The organism is Streptomyces sp. TS71-3 (assembly GCF_018327685.1).
GTDB lineage: Bacteria > Actinomycetota > Actinomycetes > Streptomycetales > Streptomycetaceae > Streptomyces.
Window position 1 is genome coordinate 3002370 of sequence record NZ_BNEL01000003.1, and the last position, 19514, is coordinate 3021883.

Consider the following 19514-nt stretch of genomic DNA (forward strand, 5'->3'; position numbering starts at 1 on the left):
GGTGCTGAGAGACGGTTGGTACCGCACGGGCGACGTGGCGCGATCGACGCCTCCGGGTACGTCACGGTCCCCCGCACGGCCCGGCCCAGCAGCGGGTCATCCGCGCGGCACTGGCCGACGCCGGTCTCGAACCGGAACAGATCGACGCGGTCGAGGCGCACGGCACCGGCACGCAACTGGGCGACGTCATCGAGGTGGAGGCGTTCCTGGCGACGTACGGGGCCCGGCGTCCGGCGGGCCGGCCGCTGTCGCTCGGCTCGGTCAAGTCGAACATCGGCCACACCCAGGCCGCGGCCGGCATGGCGAGCGTCATCAAGACCGTGCAGGCGATGGCGCACGGCGTGCTGCCCCGGACCCTGCACGCCGAGCAGCCGACGCCCCGCGTCGACTGGTCGGCCGGCACGGTGTCCCTGCTCACCCGGGCCATGCCGTGGCCGGTCACCGGACAGCCGCGCCGGACGGGGATCTCCTCCTTCGGGATCAGCGGCACCAATGCGCACCTGATCCTGGAGGAGGCGCCCGGCGTCCCGGTGCAGGACACCGCGGTTATGGACACCCCGGCGGCGCCGGAAGCGGAGCGCCCCGGGAGCGTCGCTCTGCGAGGGTCGGTAAGCGGAATCCGCACCGGAGGGGCGCCGTCCCGCAGTCCCGAGGACGCCGCCGTCCCCGCCGGTGCCGCGGCCGGCGTCCAGGAGGGGGCGCCGGGCCCCGCGGTCGCGTTCCCGCTCTCGGCACGGAGCGAGGCAGCGCTGCGGGCTCAGGCCCGCAGGATCGCCGACCGCGTCGCCGGCGACCCCGGCTGCCGGCCGTTGGACGTCGGCTTCTCCCTCGCGACGACCCGAGCGGCCTTCCCGCACCGGGCGGTGGCCCTGGCGCGCGACCGGGCCGAACTGCTCGACGCCCTGGACGCGGTGGCACACGGCCGTTCCCGTCCCGAGGTGTCCGCCGGCCACCCGCGGCCGGCCGGGGCGGTGGCGTTCCTCTTCACGGGACAGGGCAGCCAGCGGGCCGGAATGGGCCGTGACCTGTACCGGAGCCACCCGGCCTTCGCCCGGGCCTTCGACGCCGTCTGCGCGCACCTGGAGCCGCTGCTGCCACGCCCGCTGCCGGACGTGGTGTTCGCCCCCGAAGGTTCGGCGGTGGCCGGGCTTCTGCACACCACTGAGTTCGCCCAACCCGCCCTGTTCGCCCTGGAGGTGGCCCTCTTCCGGCTGTGGGAGGCGTGGGGCGTGCGCCCGGACCTGGTGGCGGGGCACTCCGTCGGCGAGGTGGCCGCCGGGCACGTCGCCGGCGCGCTCCCGTTGCCGGACGCGTGCAGGCTGGTCGCGGCCCGCGGCCGGCTGATGCAGGCGCTGCCCGCCGGCGGCGCGATGGCCGCCGTCCGGGCCGCCGAGGACGAGGTGCGCGCCTCGCTGGCGGGCCGGGAGCCCGAGGTGGACATCGCCGCGGTGAACGGTCCGCTGTCGGTCGTCGTCTCCGGCGACGAGGCGGCGGTGCAGGACGTCGCCGACCTCTGGAGCGGGCGGGGCCGCCAGGTGACGCGGCTCCGGGTCAGCCAGGCGTTCCACTCGCCGCGGATGGATCCCGCGCTCGCCGGCCTCACCGAGCTGGCGGCCGGCCTGGCGTTCGCGCCCCCGACGATCCCGCTGGTCACCGGCGTCACCGGCCGGCCGGCAGGCTTCGACGAACTCCGGGCGCCGGACCACTGGGCACGCCAGGCCCGCCGCCCTGTGCGCTTCGCCGACACCCTGCGGTACCTGTGGGACCAGGGCGTCACGCACGTCCTCGAACTCGGCCCGGACGCGCAGCTCACCGCGCTGGCACGGGACTGCCTGGCCGACGCCCCGCAGGAGGTCTCCGGAGCAGGCGGCGCGGCCGGCGGTGGTGGCGTGGCCGGTGGTGGTGGTGGTGGCCTGGCCGGCGGCGGGGCGGCCGGTGGCGCCCCTCACGCCGTTCCGCCGGTCCTCGTCCCCGCACTCCGCAGGGACCGCGCGGAGGACGAGGCCCTGCTCGCCGCCGCGGCCGGCCTCCACGCGCAGCGCGTGGACGTCGACTGGGGAGCCGTCTTCTGACCTGCCCACCTATCCGTTCCAGCGCTGCCGGTACTGGCTGGACGCGGACGCGCCGACCGGGCCGGCGTCCTCGCCGCACCCGTTGCTGCGTACCGAGACCCCGTTGGCGGACGGGGGCGGGCTGCTGCTCACCGGCCGGCTGTCGCTGCGTGCCGAGTCGTGGCTGGCGGACCACGCGGTGCGGGGCACCGTGCTCCTGCCCGCGGCGGCCTTCGTCGACATGGCCCTGCACGCCGCCGGCCGAACCGGCGCGGGCCCGCTGGAAGAGCTCACCCTGACGGTGCCGCTGACGCTCCCCGCGGACGAGGCCGTCGAGTTGCAGCTGAACCTGGCGGGCCCGGACGGGCACGGCCGGCGCGGGCTGAGATTCCACGCCCGCCCCGCGGCCCCGCCGGTCCCGGACGGCGGCCGTGCCGACCCTCCCTGGACCCTGCACGCCGAAGGGGTGCTCGGCCCCGACGAGCCCTCTCCCTCCCCGTCACCCGCTCTCCGGGAATGGCCGCCGCCCGGCGCGGTCCCGGTGCCGCTCGACACCGAGGGCGGCGGCCTCTACGCCCGGCTCGCCGCGGGCGGGCTCGACTACGGCCCGGTATTCCAGGGACTCCACGCGGCGTGGCGCGCCGGAGCCGAGATCTTCGCCGAGGTCCGGCTGCCCCAGGACGAACGCGCCGCCGCCGGCCGCTTCCCCCTGCACCCCGCGCTGCTGGACGCCGCCCTGCACACCCGGATCGCCGGCGCCTCCACGTCCCCTCGGCCGGACGGCGCGGTGCTGCTGCCGTTCACCTGGGCCGGGGTGCGGCTGTACGGCACCGGCGCCGACCGGCTCCGGGTGCGGATGTCGCCCACCGGGGCGGGCCGGGCGTCGCTGGAGCTGGCGGACGGCGAGGGGCGGCCGATCGCCTCGGTGCGGGAGCTGGTGATGCGGCCCCGCACCGTCGAGCAGCCGGCCGCGCCCAGGAAGCCGGGCACCGACTGCCTGTTCCGGCTGGACTGGACGGTCGAGCCGTCCCCGGCCGACCAGCCCGGCCCCGCGGCCCGCTGGGCCCTGCTGGCCCCCGGTGACGCGCGGCTGCACGCGGTACTCGCAGGCTCCGGCGCCGAGGAAGCGGCGGACCTCGCCGCGCTGCGCGACGACCCGCCGGACCTGATCGTCCACGTCCCCGACACCGAGGCCGGCTGGCCGGATCTCGCCGGGGCCGTCCACCGTGCGACGGTACGCACGCTGAGCCTCGTCCAGGACTTCCTCGCCGACGAGCGGTTCGCCGGCTCCCGGCTGGCCGTCGTGACCCAGAACGCCGTCGCGGCCGGGGGAACGCCGGAAGAACACATCACCGGCCTTGCCCAGGCACCCATTTGGGGGCTGGTCCGCTCGGCCCAGGCGGAGCACCCCGGCCGCCTCGTCCTCCTCGACGCGGACGACCACGACGAGTCCTGGAGCCTGCTGCCGCGGATCCTGGCCGCCGCGCCGCCGGGGACCGTGATACGGCGAGGGGCCGCCCATGCGCCGCGCCTGGTCCGCGCGGTGACCGGGCCGGCCGGCGCGCCCGGGTCCGTCCTCGACCCTGCGGGCACCGTCCTCGTCACCGGCGGCACCGGTTCCCTGGGCCGGGCGCTCGCCCGCCACCTCGTGGCACGGCACGGTGCCCGCCGGCTGCTGCTGGCGACCCGGCGCGGACCGGAAGCTCCCGAAGCCGCCGCGCTGCGCACCGAACTCGCCGGCCTGGGCGCCGAGGTGACGGTGGCCGCCTGTGACGTCGCCGACGGGGACGCCCTCGCCACCCTGCTGGCGGGCATACCGGACGAGCACCCGCTGACGGCCGTGGTGCACGCCGCCGGGGTGCTGGACGACGGCGTGCTGCCGGCGCTGACCCCCGAACGCCTGGCGCGCGTGCTGCGCCCGAAGGCCGACGCGGCGATCGCCCTGGACGAGCTGACCCGCGGCCGGAACCTGGCCGCGTTCGTCCTGTTCTCGTCGGTGGCGGGGGTCCTCGGCTCCGCGGGCCAGGCCGGTTACGCCGCGGCGAACGCCTTCCTGGACGCGCTGGCGGCCCACCGCCGCGCGCGCGGGCTGCCCGGCACCTCGCTGGCTTGGGGGCCCTGGGCACGGAACGACGGCATGATCGCCCACCTGCACCACGCCGACCGGCACCGGATGGCGCGCGCCGGCCTGGTCCCGCTGTCCCCCGAGGACGGCCTCGCGCTCTTCGACGCGGCCCTGGGCGGCACCGACGCGGTCCTGGTGGCGGCGCGGCTCGACCAGGCGGCCCTTGCCCGCCGGCGCCGGGACGAGGTGCCCCCCGCGCTGCACGGACTGGTCCAGGAGCGGGCGGAACGCGCCCCGGCGCCGCCTCAGGCACCCGAGCCCGCCGACCGGTTGCCCCGGCGGCTGGCCGAGGCCCCGGCCGGCGAGCGTGGCGCGCTGCTCCTGGCCGAGGTGCGCACGGCGGCGGCCGAGGTGCTGGGCCACACCGCGGAACCGTCCGCGGTCACCGCGCACCGGCCCCTGATCGAGCTGGGCCTCGACTCGCTGACGGCGGTCGAACTGCGCAACCTGCTCGCCGCAGCCACCGGACTGCCACTGCCCACCACGCTGCTGTTCGACCACCCGACGCCGGCGGAGGTCGCGGGATACCTGGCCGATCGGTGGGCGGAGTCCGTGGACCCGCTGGCCGGTCCGGGCGCCGCACCCGACACCGCCCGGAGCACCGAGTCCGACACCGGCCCTGACACCGTTCCCGACGCCGTCACCGGAACCGTCCCGGGCCCCCGCCCCGTCCCGGATGCAGCCGGCGCGGGCGCGGCGCCCGGACCGCTGGATGCGCATGCCCCGGTGGGCGGGGAGACGTCCGCCAGCGACGGCCTGTTCGCCCTGTTCCGTACGGCGCACGCGCTCGGTCGGCCCTCGGACGGCATGGGGCTGCTGACCCTCGCCTCCCGCCTGCGGCCGGTCTTCCGGGACCCGGCGGAGCTGCCCGGGCCCGGCCCCCTGGTACGGCTCGCCACGGGGGGCGGCGGTCCGCGGCTGATCTGCTGCCCGTCGCTCAGCGCGCTGTCCGGCCCGCACGAGTACGCCCGTTTCGGCGCCGCCCTGCGCGGGCTGCGGGAGGTGTCGGCGCTGTCGTATCCGGGCTTCCGCACCGGCGAGCCGCTGCCGGCCTCGCTCGATGCCCTCGTGTCGGTGCAGGCCGCCGCGGTGCTGGCGGAGGCGGCCGGCGAGCCGTTCGTCCTCCTGGGCCGCTCGGCCGGCGGATGGGTGGCGCACGCCGTGGCCGCCCGGTTGGAGAGCGGGGACGTCCGGCCGGCCGCGGTCGTCCTGGTCGACACCTATCCCGCAGGCGCTATCGGCGGCGACTCGCCAGCGCTTTCGGCCATGACCGCCGGCCTGTTCGCCCCACGGGCGTCCGTGGACGGGGGCGATGTCGACCGGCTCACCGCGATGGGCGGCTACATGGAGCTGTTCTCCGGCTGGCGCGCCCAGCCGCTGCTGGCCCGCACTCTCTTCGTCCGGGCCGGCGAGTCCCTGGCGGGCGCCGAACCGCCGCCTGACTGGCATCTGCCGCACGAGGAGGTCACCGTGCCCGGCGACCACTTCACGGTGTTCGAGGAACACTCCGGAACGACCGCGCTCGCCGTCCACGAGTGGCTTCGGGACCGGGCGGACACGCGTCGCTGACCTGATCTTCAAGCTGTGCGGCGGGGGTGTCACGGAGAGGCCGCCGGCTGCCCGAGCTTCACGCACGCGACGATGAGGCACGCGACGATGAGGCAGGCGGCGGCTCGGGGAGCGGCTGTCCCGTTCGGGTCTGCCCGGGAGACCCCGGGCGACCCGAAGGGACAGCATCCCCTACGCCGTCGGACCCGCGGTCACGCGGCCGCCGCGTCCCGTACTCCCCCCTCGCGGTGGATCGGTGTGCCCGAGCCGGTCAGCGGGACTCCCGTCCCGCCCCGGCGCGCCGCGACGATCTCCGCCGCGATGGACAGGGCCGTCTCCTCGGGGGTGCGGGCGCCGAGGTCGAGCCCGATCGGCGAGTGCAGCCGGGCCAGCTCCCGCTCGCTGACGCCGGCTTCGCGCAGCCGCTGGTTGCGGTCCTCATGGGTGCGGCGCGAGCCCATCGCGCCGACGAACGCGACCGGCAGCCGGAGGGCCGCCTCCAGCAGGGGCACGTCGAACTTCGCGTCGTGGGTGAGCACGCACAGCACGGTGCGGCCGTCGACGGAGGTGCCCCGCAGGTAGCGGTGCGGCCAGTCGATCACGATCTCGTCCGCGTCGGGGAAACGGGTCCGGGTGGCGAAGACGGGACGGGCGTCGCACACGGTCACGTGGTAGCCGAGGAACTTGCCCGCGCGGACGAGTGCCGACGCGAAGTCGATCGCACCGAAGACGATCATGCGGGGCGGTGGCACGCTCGACTCCACGAACAGGGTGAGGCCGCCCGGGCAGTGCGAGCCGTCCTCCGAGAGGCTGACCGGGCCGGTGCGCCCGGCGTCCAGCATCGCGCCGGCCTCGGCTGCCGCCGTCCTGTCCAGCACGGGGTGGCCGCCGAGGCCGCCCTCGTGCGTTCCGTCGGGGCGTACGTACAGGGGCAGGCCGAGGAGTTCGGCCGGGCCTTCGGCGACGCGGGCGACGGCCGCCGCCTCGCCCCGGGCCGCGGCCGCCAGCGCGGCCGTCCACACCGGACGGCCCGGCGCGTCCGCGGCGACCGGCGTGACCAGGACGTCGATGACCCCGCCGCAGGTGAGGCCGACCGCGAAGGCGTCCTCGTCGCTGTAGCCGAACCGCTCCAGGACGGTCGTGCCGTCCTGGAGGGCCTGGACGCACAGCTCGTAGACGGCTCCTTCCACGCAGCCGCCGGAGACCGAGCCGATCGCCGTGCCGTCACCGTCCACGGCGAGGGCCGCGCCGGGGCTCCGCGGGGCGCTGCCGCTGACGGCCACCACGGTCGCGACGGCGAAGTCCCGGCCCTCCTCGGCCCAGCGGTGCAGTTGCTCGGCGATGTCAAGCATGGCGTGCCCCCGCGCCCGCGCGCAGGACGCGGGAGGGAAGGATCGGCAGGTTCCGGTGGCGTACCCCGGTGGCGTGCCAGACCGCGTTGGCGATCGCCGCCGCGGCGCCCACGATGCCGACCTCTCCGACGCCCTTGATCCCGACCGGGTCGTCCGGGTCCGGGTCGGCCACCCAGTCCGCCTCCACGCGCCGCACATCGGCGTTCGTGGCGACGTGGTAGCCCGCGAGGTCGGCGCCGACGTGCCCGCCCGTGGCCCGGTCCCGGACCGCCGTCTCGTGCAGGGCCATGGAGATGCCCCAGATCATGCCGCCGACCAGCTGGTTGCGCGCGGTGAGGGGGTTGACGATCCGGCCCGCCGCGAAGATGCCGAGCATGCGCCGCACGCGCACCTCGCCGGTGGCGGTGTCCACGGCGACCTCGGCGAACTGCGCTCCGAGGGAGTGCCGTTCCTTCTCGGCGAGGGCGCCGATGGCCTCCGCGGTGTCTGCGCGCGCCGTGATCCCGTCCGGGGGGACGGTACCGCCGAGGGCGAGCTTCTCCCGCAGGTCCCGCGCGGCGGTGGTGATCGCCCACGCCCAGGACCGGGTGCCCGCCGAACCGCCGGCGACCATCGCGGGGCCGAAGTCGCTGTCCCCGATGCGTACCCGGACCCGGTCCGGCGTCGTCTGAAGCGCGTCGGCGGAGATCAGGGTGAGCGCGGTCCGCGCCCCGGTGCCGATGTCCGCCGCGCTGATCCGCACGGTGAAGCTGCCGTCGGCCTCCGCGGTGACGGCCGCCGTGGACGGCATGGCGTGCACGGGGAAGGAGGCCGCCGCGGTGCCGGTGCCGAGCAGCCAGCGGCCGTCCCGGCGCACGCCGGGCCGCGGGTCCCGGTCCGCCCAGCCGAACCTGCGGGCGCCCTCCTCGAAGCAGGTGAGCAGGTTGCGGTTGCTGAACGGCAGCCCGGACACCGGGCCCACCTTCGGCTCGTTGCGCACGCGCAGCTCGATCGGGTCGATGCCGCACTTCTCGGCGAGCTCGTCGAGCGCCGACTCCAGCGCGAACGACCCCGTGGCCTCGCCCGGCGCCCGCATCGCGGTCGGCGTCGGCACGTCCAGCGGGACGATCCGGTTGACGGTGTGGTGCGCCTCGGCGTCGTACATCGACCGTGCCGCCCCGGCGCTCGGCTCCACGAACGAGGACCCGGTCGAGGTCGGGTTCACGGAGTCGTGGTAGAGCGCGCGCAGCCGCCCGTCGGTACCGGCGCCGAGCCGGACCCGCTGGATGGTGGGGCTGCGGTATCCGGCCAGCGTGAACATCTGACGGCGCGTCATGACGACCCGGACCGGCCGGTGCAGGACGGTCGCGGCCATCACGGCGGCCACCTGGTGCATGCGCACGCCCTTGGAGCCGAAGCCGCCGCCGATGTGCTCGGAGCGGACCCGCACGGAGCCCGGATCGAGCGAGAACAGCTTGGCCAGGTCGCCGGCGACCCAGGTGGCGCCCTGGTTGGAGTCGAAGACCTCGAGGCGGCCGCCGTCCCAGTAGGCGGTGGCCGCATGCGGCTCCATCGGCTGGTGGTGCTCCTCCGGCGTGGTGAACTCCTCGTCCACGATGACGTCGGAGGCGGCGAGCGCGGCCTCCTGGTCGCCCTTCTCCGTCACCGCCGGCAGGAAGCCGTCCTGCGGGTGCACGTCCGGGTGCTGCGCGCTGAACGCGACGTCGTGCGGCTCCTGCTCGTAGTGCACGACCAGCGCCTCGGCGGCCTCCCTGGCCTGCTCGGAGGTCTCGGCGACGACGAGCGCCACCGGCCACCCCACGTGCGGCACGCGGTCGTCCAGGAAGGCGCCGAGGGTCGGTTCGGGAGTTCCCAGCATGCCGGTGTAGCCGGTGTCGACGTGCGGCGCGTTGCCGTGGTGCAGCACCGCCAGGACGCCGGGCATTTCCAGGACGGGGCCACTCTCCACGGAGCGGATGCGGCCGCGGGCGATGGTGGACAGCGCCAGCCAGCCGTGGGCGAGGTCGGCGAAGGGGATGTCCCCGGCGTAGCGGGCGGCGCCGGTGACCTTGTCGCGGCCCTCGATGCGGGTGTGCGAGGTGCCGACGGAGCTCGTGGTGGTGGTGGTTCGGTCCGTGGCGGTGGTCATCGGCCGGCCTCCTCGGCGAGCTCGACCAGCACGGCCACGATGAGGTTGCGCATCAGGGTCACCTTGTACTCGTTCTGGGGCAGGGGCCGGGCGGCGGCCAGTTCGGCGTCCGCCGCGGCGGCGAAGGTCTCGGCGTCGGCGGCGGCGCCGGTCAGCACGCGCTCGGCCGCCAGGGCGCGCCAGGGCCGTGAGGCGACGGCGCCGAGGGCCAGGCGCGCCTCGTGTACGGTCCCGTCGCGGACGTCGAGCGCGGCGGCGACCGAGCCGATGGCGAACGCGTACGAGGCGCGCTCGCGCACCTTCCGGTAGCGCGAGTGGGCGGCGACCGGGGCGGGCGGCAGGGTCACACCGGTGACCAGCGCGCCCTGGGGAAGGGCCGTCTCGAGGTGCGGGGTGTCGCCCACGGGCAGGTAGAACTCGGCCAGCGGCAGCTCCCCTGGCCCGCCGGCCGTCTCGTAGGTGACCGTGGCGTCGAAGGCCGCGAGCGCCACGCCCATGTCGGAGGGGTGGACGGCGGCGCAGTGCGCCGAGGCGCCCAGGATGGCGTGGTTGTGGTGCTCGCCCTCGACGGCGGGGCATCCGCTGCCCGGGACGCGCTTGTTGCACGGCGTGGTCGCGTCGGTGAAGTAGCCGCAGCGGGTGCGCTGGAGCAGGTTGCCGCCGACCGTGGCCATGTTGCGCAGCTGCCCGGAGGCGCCGGCCAGCACCGCCTGGGCCAGCGCCGGGTAGCGGCGGCGGACCTCCGGGTGCGCGGCGAGGTCGCTGTTGGTGACGGTCGCGCCGATGGACAGGCCGCCGTCTCCCGTCGACTCGATCCCGTCCAGGGGGAGCTGACGGACGTCCACGAGCTGGCTGGGCCGCTCGACTCCGGTCTTCATGAGGTCGACGAGGTTGGTGCCGCCGCCCAGGAAACGGGCGTCGGGATCGGCGCCGAGCAGCGCGACGGCGCCGGGAACGTCAAGGGCGCGCTGGTATCCGAACTCCTTCACGCCGCCACCTCCTGGCCGGCCGCGGCCGCCGCCTCGACCTCGGCCGCCTGGGCGACCGCCTGGACGATGGACACGTACGCGCCGCAGCGGCACAGGTTCCCGCTCATCCGCTCCCGTATCTCCTCGGGCGTCAGCGGCGGCGGCCCCGCCTCGGGCCGGACGTCGTCGGTGACGGCGCTCGGCCAGCCCGCCGCGTGCTCCTGGATCACCGCGATCGCCGAACAGATCTGTCCGGGCGTGCAGTAGCCGCACTGGTAGCCGTCGAAGTCGAGGAACGCCTGCTGCACCGGGTGCAGCCGGTCGTCCCCGGCGGCGGGCGCCACACCCTCGATGGTGGTGATCTCGCGCCCCTCGGCTGCCACCGCGAGCTGCAGGCAGGACACGGCCCGGCGCCCGTCGATCAGGACCGTGCAGGCGCCGCACTGGCCCTGGTCACAGCCCTTCTTGGTGCCGGGCAGGTCCAGCCGCTCGCGCAGGGCGTCGAGCAGGGTGGTGCGGTGGTCGACGGACAGCGGGTATTTCTCGCCGTTGATGGTCAGGGTGATGGCGCTGGTCGTCGATGGGGCCATGATCAGCCTTCTTTCGCGTAACACGAGGGGAGACCTGCGGGAAGACAAGGGAGACTCGGAACGATAAATAACGGCAAAGGGGGACAAAAGAAGAGGTAGGGGAAGGTGCTGCGTGTGGCGGTGTCGGCTCTGGAACATGCGGGACGTGGGGGTGGAGTGCCGGTCGCGATCGCCGCCGGCCGCCCGCGCCGCTATGGTGGACTGAACCGGACAGCTGTCCAATACCGAGGAAACGTACCGGACGATTGTCCGGATAGCAAGACCGTGCATGGACCGGCGGCCCGTGAGGAGGATGGGTGCAGCAGAACAAGGACGCTCCCATGCGCTCGGACGCGCAACGCAACCGCGAGCGCATCCTCGAAGTGGGCCTCGCCGAGCTGACATGCTGCGCCGACGTCCCGTTGAGCACGATCGCCAAGAAGGCGGGCGTCGGACAGGGCACGTTCTACCGCAACTTCCCGAACCGCGAGGCGCTCGTCCTGGAGATCTACCGCTACGAGATGCAGCAGGTCACCGACAGTGCGGAGCAGTTGCTCCGCGCCCATGGCCCGGACCATCCGGAACGGGCCCTGCGCGAGTGGATGGATCATCTCGCCCGGTTCGCCATGGCCAAGGCGGGCCTCGCGGACGCGATCCGGCAGGCCACCCGCGCGGCCGGCAGCCCGGTGGGACCGGGCCCCACCCCGGTGCTGGACGCGGCCGATCTCCTGCTCCGCGCCAACGAGGAGGCGGGCACCATCCGCCCCGGCGTGAGGGCGGACGACTTCTTCCTCACCATCGCCGGGCTCTGGCAGATCGACCCCGGCGGAGACTGGCAGCCGCGCGCCGCCCGGCTCCTGGACTTCGTCATGGACGGCCTGCGCGCGGGAGCGCCCGGACGCTGACGGGCAGCCGCCGGCGCACGTGACGGCGGTCTCCCGCTCTCCCTTCCGCCGCGGCGACCCCGGGTTGTCCCGCCCGCGGCCCGGCGGCAGCCGCCGGGCCGCCGCCGTCGACTCCCACCTGCGGTCCGGCTCGGTCGCACCCGTGTACGGCAGGCCCGCGGCCGAAAAAAACGCGTGGACTTGGTTCCCACCGCCACGGGAAACTGCGGTTCCCGACCCCCGTACTCGCATACCGGCATCGCCGCGATCGCGGGGGCTCTTCAGTTGCGTCCCGCCTGCCGGAGGAGGACGGCGCGAGGGCAACTCGCCCGAATCGAAGCTCTGTATCGAAGCTCTGTATCGAAGCTCTGCACGGACCTTGAGGGAACAGCGCCCGGCTCAGCCGGACGCTGCGCTCAGCCATGCGACACCACGGGATGTGGGATGGGATCGCTCGAATCACGCGAAGCTCAGCCGGGCAGGGGCTCGGTGCTGCTCGCACTTCGCTACTACGGACGGGAGTTAGCCCGGCTCAGGCGGCTGACGGCGCCTGCCATGCTGCTCCCGGCGTTCGGCAACATCGGCATCAACTACATCGCGCCGCTGGTCGTCGCGAAGCTCGTCGGCCGGATCGCCGACGATCGCGGTCTCACCGCCGGATCGGCGCTGCCCTACGTCCTCGGCTTCGCCGGCGTCCTGCTGCTCGCGGAGGCGCTGTGGCGCGTCGGCCTGCACTGCCTGAACCGCGTCGACGGCTACGGCATCGAGCACCTCTACGTCATCGGCATGGACGAGCTGTACGCCAAGGACGCCGCGTTCTTCCACGACAACTTCGCCGGGTCGCTGACCAAGCGGGTCCTGAGCTTCGCCTCGCGCTTCGAGGAGTTCGTCGACACGCTGACGTTCTCGGTCGTCGGCAGCCTGGTGCCGCTGGCGTTCGGGTCCGTGGTGCTCTGGCGCTACGAACCGCTGCTCGTCGTCGGGCTCCTGGCGATGATCGCGTTGACGGCGCTGTGCGTGGCGCCCCTCATCCGCCGCCGGCAGGCGCTCGTCGACCGGCGTGAGGCGGCGATCGCCCGGGTGTCGGGCCACGTCGCCGACAGCCTGATGAACATGGACACCGTCCGCGCGTTCTCCGCCGAGCGGCACGAAGCCGCGGAGCACCGGTCCCGGGTCGCCGAGTCGAGGCGGCTGTCCCTGCGGTCATGGGACTACGGCAACCTGCGCCTCGACACGCTGGTCGCGCCGATGTCCGTGCTGACCAACGCGCTGGGCCTGCTGCTGGCGGTGGTGCTGGGCGGGGGCGGGCAGAGCGTGGAGGCGGTCGTGGTCGCGTTCACGTACTACACCAACGCCACCAGGATCATGTTCGAGTTCAACCAGATCTACCGCAGGCTGGAGAGCTCGATGACCGAGGCCGCGCAGTTCACCGACCTGCTGCTGGCACCGCCGACCGTGGTCGACCCGGCCTCGCCGGAGCCGTTGCGGCCCCGGGACGCCGACGTCTGCTTCGAGAAGGTGACCTTCGCGCACGCCGGCGCGGGGCCGCTCTTCGAGGGCCTCGACCTGGCCGTGCCCAGCGGCGCGAAGATCGGCCTCGTCGGCCGGTCCGGTGGCGGCAAGACCACGCTCACCAGGCTGCTGCTGCGGATGACGGACATCGACGGCGGCCGGATCCTGATCGGTGGGCAGGACATCAGCCGGCTGCGCCAGTGCGACCTCAGGAGCCAGATCGCCTACGTGCCGCAGGACCCGGCGATGTTCCACCGCAGCCTGCGGGACAACATCGCGTTCGCCCGGCTCGACGCCACCGACGCCGAGATCCGCCGCGCGGCCGAGGCCGCGCACGTCACCGAATTCGCCGACGGTCTGCCGGACGGCTTCGACACGATGGTGGGCGAGCGCGGCATCAAGCTGTCCGGCGGTCAGCGCCAGCGGATCGCTCTTGCCAGGGCCATCCTGCGCGACGCGCCGATCCTGCTGCTCGACGAGGCGACGAGTGCCCTGGACTCCGAGAGCGAGGTCCTCGTCCAGGAGGCGCTGTGGCGGCTCATGGAGGGGCGCACCGCGCTCGTGGTCGCACACCGGCTGAGCACGGTCGCGGGCATGGACCGGCTGGTGGTCCTCGACCGCGGGCGGATCATCGAACAGGGCAGCCACCGGGACCTGCTCGCGGCGGAGGGCGCCTACGCGAAGCTGTGGCACCACCAGTCCGGCGGCTTCCTCGACGAGGGCCCGCCCCCGAGCACGACGCCGCAGGCCGACCTGTACATGCCCTGACGCCGGCGGCCGGCGGGTCTTCCCGCGCCGGCCGCCGGCGGCGCCATAGCGCCCTCCGATCGCCGCGTCACCGCACCGGCGAGTCCACCCGCTCCACCTTGCGGGTGCCGCTCGCCGTGCGGTACGACCGCGTCCAAGCCGACGTCGCGTGCGGGTCGGTGCGGTCGGAGAGGATGTAGTAGTCCATCTGCGCGCCGGCCGCGGTGACGTCGAGGACGCCGTACCCGTGCGAGTCCATGTCCAGCCACTTCACATGCCGGTTGGCGGCCCTGACGGCGGCCTCGGCGACGGTGGAGACGGTGTTCGCGGGCACGTGCAGGGTGTCGTCGAGGTTGTCCGAGGTCACGGATGTCACCACGAACTCCGTGGCCGCCGACGGCGTCAGCGGATACGTGCCGGCGTTCACCGGCAGGTCGTTGGCCCAGGCCATGTGGATGTCGCCGGCCAGGAAGACGGTGTTCTCGATGTGGTTCGCCCGCAGGTGCGCGATGAGTTCGGCGCGGTCGTGCGTGTAGCCGTCCCACTGGTCCACGTTGACGGCGATGCCACCCGCGGGCAGCCCCAGCAGGTCCCGCAGCGGCCCCAGCACGTCGGCGGGCAGCGCACCGAAGGCGACCGGCGAGATCATCACCGAGGTGCCGACCAGTTGCCAGGCGGCGGTGGAGGCCGACAGGCCCGACTTCAGCCAGTCCAGCTGGGCGCGGCCGGTGATCGTACGGTCCGGTGAGTCCACCTCGTCGTTGCCGACCGAGGACTGCTCGGAGCGGAAGGAGCGCAGGTCCAGCATGTGCAGCTCGGCGAGGGTGCCGAAGCTCAGCCGGCGGTAGACGGTGCCCTCGGTGGCGGGCCTGACCGGCATCCACTCGAAGTACGCCTGCCGTGCCGCCGCCTTGCGCGCCGCCCAGTCGCCCTCGGTGCCGGGGGTGTGGTTCTCGGCACCGCCCGACCAGGCGTCGTTCGCGAACTCGTGGTCGTCCCAGATCGCGATCATCGGATGCGCGGCGTGCACGGCGGCCAGGTCCGGGTCGGTCTTGTGGGCGCCGTGCCGTATCCGGTAGTCGGCCAGCGTGATGGTCTCGTGGGGCGGCTGGTGCAGGCGCACGACGTCGCCGCCCGCGTCGAACCCGCCGGACGCGTACTCGTAGAGGTAGTCGCCCAGGTGCAGGACGGCGTCCAGGTCGGCGCGGGCGGCGAGATGGCGGTACGCGGAGAAGTAGCCGGCCTCCCAGTTGGAGCAGGAGACCACGCCGAAGCGCAGGCCCGGCACGGCGGCGCCGGCGGCGGGCGCCGTACGGGTGCGGCCCACCGGGGAGGTGACGCCGCCGGCGGAGAACCGGTAGTGGTAGGCGCGCGCCGGGGCGAGGCCCCGGACGTCGGCGCGGACGGTGTGGTCGGAGGCGGCGCGGGCCGTGACCGTTCCGGAGCCGGCGAGAGCGGTGAAGTCCGCGTCCTCGGCGATCTCCCAGCGCACCGCCACGTCGGGGCCGAGCCCCGAGCCGGGCACGGCGTCCGGGGTCGGGGTCACCCGGGTCCACAGCAGCACTCCGTCGGGCAGAGGGTCACCGGAGGCCAGGCCGTGCAGGAAGGCGGGGGCGTCGGCGGCACGTGCGCCCGGAGCGGCGGTCAGGGCCGCGGTGGCGGCAACGGGGGCGAGCACGGCGGAGGCCGCGGCGGCCTTGACGACCGAGCGGCGGCGCGGTGCGGCACGGTGCAGGGTGGGTTCGCTCGTCACGAGCGGTGAGACTACGGGGCGGTAGCGCGACCGGACAGGGGCCGGTGGGCAACGAGGAGCGGGCGAACGCGGAAACGCCCACCTGCTTTCCGGGTGGGGCGGACCGCGCGGTGCCCGGCGGCCACCGGAGTCCCGCATACGACGGGATCGTTGATCGTTTCCGGGGCTCGTGCATTCCAGGTGTTCCTACAGGGCGAAGGGGCACAAGAGTTGACGTCCCCGCCCTTACCGAATGAAGGGGGAGCCCCTAGGACGGTTGAGGACCGCAGCGGCGGCGCCACTGCCCGAGCCCTCCGACAATCCACGAAAGAGCAGGTGAGTCATGTCCGTACACGAAGGCCACGACCCCGAGAAGTCCCTTCCGTACTCGCCCGGTTATGCCCCACCCGTACGCAGCAACGGGCTGGCGGTGGCGGCACTCGTCCTGGGCGTTCTCGCTCTCATATCCTTCTGGACGATCCTGGGTGGCGTCGTCCTCGGGATAATCGCGCTGATTCTCGGCATCATCGCCGCCGCTCGGGCACGCGGAGGACGGGCGAAGCACCGCGGTATGTCCATCACCGGGGCGGTGCTGGGCGGAATCGGTCTCGTCGCTTCGGTGATCCTCCTTGTCGCCGGCATTTCCTTCCTCAGCAGTGACGAATTCAGCAGCTACAAGGACTGCGTGAATCACGCCAACAGCCAGGCGGACCAGGAAGACTGCGCACGCCAGTTCAAGCACGACGTCGAAGGCGGCTAGGTGATTCCTCAGGTATCACCGTAATCCCCGGCCGGTGGTCCGAGATCGGTTGTCCGGGATCGGTTGTCCAGGGATCGGTTGTCCGGGATCAGTGTTCCGAGACGGGGTAGGAGACGAAGGCGAAGCGCCGGCTGTCGGGTGCCCAGCTGTTGACGTTGAGGGTGCCCTGGCCGCCGAAGAGCGGGAAAGTGCGCAGAGGTGTCTCCCAGGCGTCGGTCGCCACGAGGTGGACGGCGACGTCCAGGTTCTCGGGATGGCCGAGGGTGCCCGGCGGGAAGGCCACGTAGGTGGCGAGGCGGCCGTCGGGTGCCGTGTGCGGGAACCAGTCCACGGTCCCGGAGGCGACCAGGCGCTCCAGCGGGCCCGTGCCTGCGGGGAGGCGGGCGATCTGCGCGTGTCCGGGCGTGGTCGTGAACGCCTCCGTGTTGAGGAGGATCCACCCGCCGTCGGGGGAGTACTCCGGGCCGTCGATGTGGCCCTCTCCGGTGTCAACGACGCGGATGGGGCCACCCTCGGCGGGCATCAGGGCGAGCCGGCCGGGCACGCCGTTGCTGTCGCGCGGGATCACCACGCAGGCGAGGGTGCCGCCGTCCGGGCTGATCCCGTGCAGGTAGTGCAGCATCCCGTCGTCGGCGGTCAGGCGGGTGCCGGTGCTGGTGCCCGCGCCCATGCCCGTGCCACTGCCGAGCGGCGCCCGGTAGAGGTGGCCGTCCATGCCGGAGAGGTAGACGTGCGTGCCGTCAGGGGACAGGACGTGGTCGTTGTTGATCGGCGGGACGCCGTCGAGCGGTACCTCCACCGGCCGTGCCGGGTGTGACCCGAGGTCCAGGCGCCACAGCCGGCCGTCCCCGTTGAGCAACAGGCTTCCGGCGTCGGCACTCCAGTTGGGTGCCTCCAGCAGGATCTCGTCGGTCTCGTGGACGAGCGAGGGCGTGTCGGAGTCGGCGGAGGCGATCCACACGCAGGTGCGCTGCCCGGGTCCCAGCAGCCGTCCGCGCATGCCTGCGCGCGTGTCCTCGCCGACACGGTGCTGGGAGGCGGTGTCCGGGCTGTCGGCCATGGTTGTTCCCGTTCTCTCGTTCGTTCCTCGGGCTGCGGCGCAACCTGACGTGCGGGTCGACGTCTCCGGTGCCCGCCGATCGGGCCGCCGACGACGGTGGTCCGGGCGTACGCCGGCGGGAAGCCATCTCACGCCCTTCGGAGTGCGGGCACAAGTCTTGACGTGCCTGGGGCGCGATGCGTTTATGGGAGCGCTCCCAAGTTCGGTGTACCGCCGTATCGGCGCCCAGGTTTCCCTATCACTCTCTGGAGTCGCAGTGGGAAGAAAGAGAACGAAGCGGTCCGCAGCCGCCCTCCTGACCGTGTTGATGACCCTCCTCGGCCTCTTCGGCCTCGGCATCGCCGGCCCGGCCTCCGCCCAGGTGGAGTCGCCCGGCACGCAAGCCACCGGCTTGCACATCAGCAACGGCCGGCTCGTCGAAGGCAACGGCAACGACTTCGTCATGCGGGGTGTCAACCACGCCCACACCTGGTATCCCGGCCAGACTCAGTCCTTCGCCGACATCAAGGCGTACGGCGCCAACACCGTCCGCGTGGTCCTCTCCGACGGCTACCGCTGGACGGAGAACACCGCCTCCGACGTGGCCGACGTCATCGGCCGGTGCAAGGCCAACCGGATGATCTGCGTGCTGGAGGTCCATGACACCACCGGCTACGGCGAGGACGCGGCCGCCGGCACGCTCGACCAGGCGGCCGACTACTGGATCAAACTGAAGAGCGTCCTCGCCGGCCAGGAGGACTACGTCATCATCGACATCGGCAACGAGCCCTGGGGCAACACCAACCCCGAGGGCTGGACCGCCCCGACCGTCGCCGCCATCCAGAAGCTGCGCAACGCCGGCCTGCAACACACGATCATGGTGGACGCACCCAACTGGGGCCAGGACTGGCAGGGCGTCATGCGCGCCAACGCCAGGACCGTCCACGACGCCGACACCACAGGCAACCTGATCTTCTCCATCCACATGTACAGCGTGTTCGACACGGCATCGGAGATCACCGACTACCTCGACGCCTTCGTGGACGCCCACCTTCCCATCGTCATCGGGGAGTTCGGAGGCCCGGCCGACCAGTACGGCGATCCGGACGAGGACACCATGATGTCCACCGCCCAGGAGCTCGGGATCGGCTACATCGCGTGGTCCTGGAGCGGCAACAGCGATCCGATCCTCGACCTGGTGCTGAACTTCGAGCCCGACCAGCTCAGCTCCTGGGGGCGGCGCATCTTCAACGGGGCCGACGGCATCGCCCAGACCTCGCGCGAGGCCACGATCTTCGGTGGCGGTACCGATGACACGGAGGACCCCACCGCCCCCGGCACGCCGTCCGCCTCCTCCGTGACGTCCAGCTCGGTCTCCCTCACCTGGCGGGCCGCCACCGACAACGTCCGGGTCACCGGCTATGACGTCGTTCGCGTCAGCGGGGGCTCGGAGACCGCGGTGGCCGGCTCGGTCACCAACTCAGCCACACTGACGGGCCTCCACGCGGCCACCGCGTACACGTTCGCCGTCTACGCCCGCGACGCGGCCGGCAATCGCTCCGCCGGCTCCGGCACGGTGAGCGTCACCACCGACAAGGCCGGCACATCCGACGGGACCTGCTCCGTCGGCTACCGCGTGGTGAACGACTGGACGGCGGGCTTCCAGGGCGAGATCACCATCACCAACAGGGGCACCGGCGCGATCAACGGCTGGACCCTGGGCTTCTCGTTCGCCGACGGCCAGACGATCAGCACCATGTGGGGCGGTACACCGCACCAGAGCGGCGGCGACGTGAGCATCACCCCCGCCGACTACACCACCAGGATCCCGGTGGGCGGCTCGGTCACCATCGGCTTCAACGCCGGCAGGGGAAGCACCAACTCCGCACCGACCGCGTTCACGCTCAGCGGCAGCACCTGCGTCGTGTCCTGATCCGGCACGGCCACCCCGGGCCCGGCTCAGCCGGGCCCGGGGCCCGCCGGCACCTCGCGGTGGACGACCGCACGGGCGGCCTTCGACATCACATTCGACGGCCACCCACCACCCCGTCAGCAGACCGACAGGCGCGGTTCCGGCACTCCTCTGCCGGGCCCCGGCA

The 19514-nt window shown here is 73.6% G+C and carries 11 protein-coding genes and 1 pseudogene; 6 read left to right on the forward strand and 6 right to left on the reverse strand.

Annotated elements, in window-relative coordinates; translation table 11 throughout:
• Positions 1-71: 71 nt before the first annotated feature.
• A pseudogene (locus Sm713_RS36715) lies at positions 72-2072 on the forward strand (acyltransferase domain-containing protein); the annotation flags it as partial.
• 82 nt (positions 2073-2154) lie between these two features.
• The gene (locus tag Sm713_RS36720) at positions 2155-5745 is read left to right on the forward strand and encodes an SDR family NAD(P)-dependent oxidoreductase (RefSeq protein ID WP_374196112.1); all 3591 of its coding nucleotides are present in this window, start codon (positions 2155-2157) and stop codon (positions 5743-5745) included.
• A 191-nt stretch (positions 5746-5936) separates the two neighbouring features.
• On the opposite strand, the gene Sm713_RS36725 is transcribed toward Sm713_RS36720, so the two are convergent.
• Genes Sm713_RS36725 through Sm713_RS36740 form a run of 4 tightly spaced genes read right to left on the reverse strand, consistent with a single transcriptional unit; the run spans position 5937 to position 10762 of the window.
• The gene (locus Sm713_RS36725; RefSeq protein WP_212914257.1) at positions 5937-7076 is read right to left on the reverse strand and encodes an XdhC family protein; all 1140 of its coding nucleotides are present in this window, start codon (positions 7074-7076) and stop codon (positions 5937-5939) included.
• Positions 7069-9204 (reverse strand): xanthine dehydrogenase family protein molybdopterin-binding subunit, encoded by a 2136-nt coding sequence (locus Sm713_RS36730; RefSeq protein ID WP_212914258.1) that lies wholly within the window; start codon positions 9202-9204, stop codon positions 7069-7071. The genes Sm713_RS36725 and Sm713_RS36730 overlap by 8 nt, the downstream gene beginning before the upstream one ends.
• Positions 9201-10193 (reverse strand): xanthine dehydrogenase family protein subunit M, encoded by a 993-nt coding sequence (locus Sm713_RS36735; RefSeq protein ID WP_212914259.1) that lies wholly within the window; start codon positions 10191-10193, stop codon positions 9201-9203. The genes Sm713_RS36730 and Sm713_RS36735 overlap by 4 nt, the downstream gene beginning before the upstream one ends.
• The gene (locus Sm713_RS36740) at positions 10190-10762 is read right to left on the reverse strand and encodes a 2Fe-2S iron-sulfur cluster-binding protein (RefSeq protein ID WP_212914260.1); all 573 of its coding nucleotides are present in this window, start codon (positions 10760-10762) and stop codon (positions 10190-10192) included. Before Sm713_RS36740 ends, Sm713_RS36735 begins: the two co-directional genes overlap by 4 nt.
• Before the next feature lie 320 nt (positions 10763-11082).
• Here Sm713_RS36740 and Sm713_RS36745 point away from each other — a divergent pair, with 320 nt between their 5' ends.
• Together Sm713_RS36745 and Sm713_RS36750 are read left to right on the forward strand one after the other, a co-directional pair.
• Positions 11083-11646, forward strand: coding sequence for a TetR/AcrR family transcriptional regulator (locus Sm713_RS36745; RefSeq protein WP_212915087.1), 564 nt, complete (start codon positions 11083-11085; stop codon positions 11644-11646).
• 423 nt (positions 11647-12069) lie between these two features.
• A complete protein-coding gene (locus Sm713_RS36750; protein ID WP_212914261.1) occupies positions 12070-13905 on the forward strand; it encodes an ABC transporter ATP-binding protein in 1836 nt (611 codons plus the stop codon).
• 67 nt (positions 13906-13972) lie between these two features.
• Here the strand turns inward: Sm713_RS36750 and Sm713_RS36755 are convergent, their stop codons facing one another.
• The gene (locus tag Sm713_RS36755) at positions 13973-15637 is read right to left on the reverse strand and encodes an alkaline phosphatase (protein WP_249416921.1); all 1665 of its coding nucleotides are present in this window, start codon (positions 15635-15637) and stop codon (positions 13973-13975) included.
• Between the two features lie 322 nt (positions 15638-15959).
• Here Sm713_RS36755 and Sm713_RS36760 point away from each other — a divergent pair, with 322 nt between their 5' ends.
• Entirely contained in the window at positions 15960-16376 is a 417-nt protein-coding gene (locus tag Sm713_RS36760; RefSeq protein WP_212914263.1) for a DUF4190 domain-containing protein, read from the forward strand.
• An 88-nt stretch (positions 16377-16464) separates the two neighbouring features.
• Here the strand turns inward: Sm713_RS36760 and Sm713_RS36765 are convergent, their stop codons facing one another.
• A complete protein-coding gene (locus tag Sm713_RS36765; protein WP_212914264.1) occupies positions 16465-17436 on the reverse strand; it encodes a hypothetical protein in 972 nt (323 codons plus the stop codon).
• Positions 17437-17743: 307 nt separating this feature from the next.
• Between Sm713_RS36765 and Sm713_RS36770 the strand changes: the two genes are divergently transcribed.
• Entirely contained in the window at positions 17744-19348 is a 1605-nt protein-coding gene (locus tag Sm713_RS36770) for a cellulase family glycosylhydrolase (RefSeq protein WP_212915088.1), read from the forward strand.
• Positions 19349-19514 lie beyond the last annotated feature (166 nt).

What these genes read in the sequence shown, in the direction of transcription:
- Sm713_RS36725 (WP_212914257.1), bottom strand. Translation starts at nt 7,076, where the DNA reads ATGCTTGACATCGCCGAGCAACTGCACCGCTGGGCCGAGGAGGGCCGG.
- Sm713_RS36730 (WP_212914258.1), bottom strand. Translation starts at nt 9,204, where the DNA reads ATGACCACCGCCACGGACCGAACCACCACCACCACGAGCTCCGTCGGC.
- Sm713_RS36740 (WP_212914260.1), bottom strand. Translation starts at nt 10,762, where the DNA reads ATGGCCCCATCGACGACCAGCGCCATCACCCTGACCATCAACGGCGAG.
- Sm713_RS36745 (WP_212915087.1), top strand. Translation starts at nt 11,083, where the DNA reads ATGCGCTCGGACGCGCAACGCAACCGCGAGCGCATCCTCGAAGTGGGC.
- Sm713_RS36750 (WP_212914261.1), top strand. Translation starts at nt 12,070, where the DNA reads ATGGGATCGCTCGAATCACGCGAAGCTCAGCCGGGCAGGGGCTCGGTG.
- Sm713_RS36760 (WP_212914263.1), top strand. Translation starts at nt 15,960, where the DNA reads ATGTCCGTACACGAAGGCCACGACCCCGAGAAGTCCCTTCCGTACTCG.
- Sm713_RS36765 (WP_212914264.1), bottom strand. Translation starts at nt 17,436, where the DNA reads ATGGCCGACAGCCCGGACACCGCCTCCCAGCACCGTGTCGGCGAGGAC.
- Sm713_RS36770 (WP_212915088.1), top strand. Translation starts at nt 17,744, where the DNA reads ATGACCCTCCTCGGCCTCTTCGGCCTCGGCATCGCCGGCCCGGCCTCC.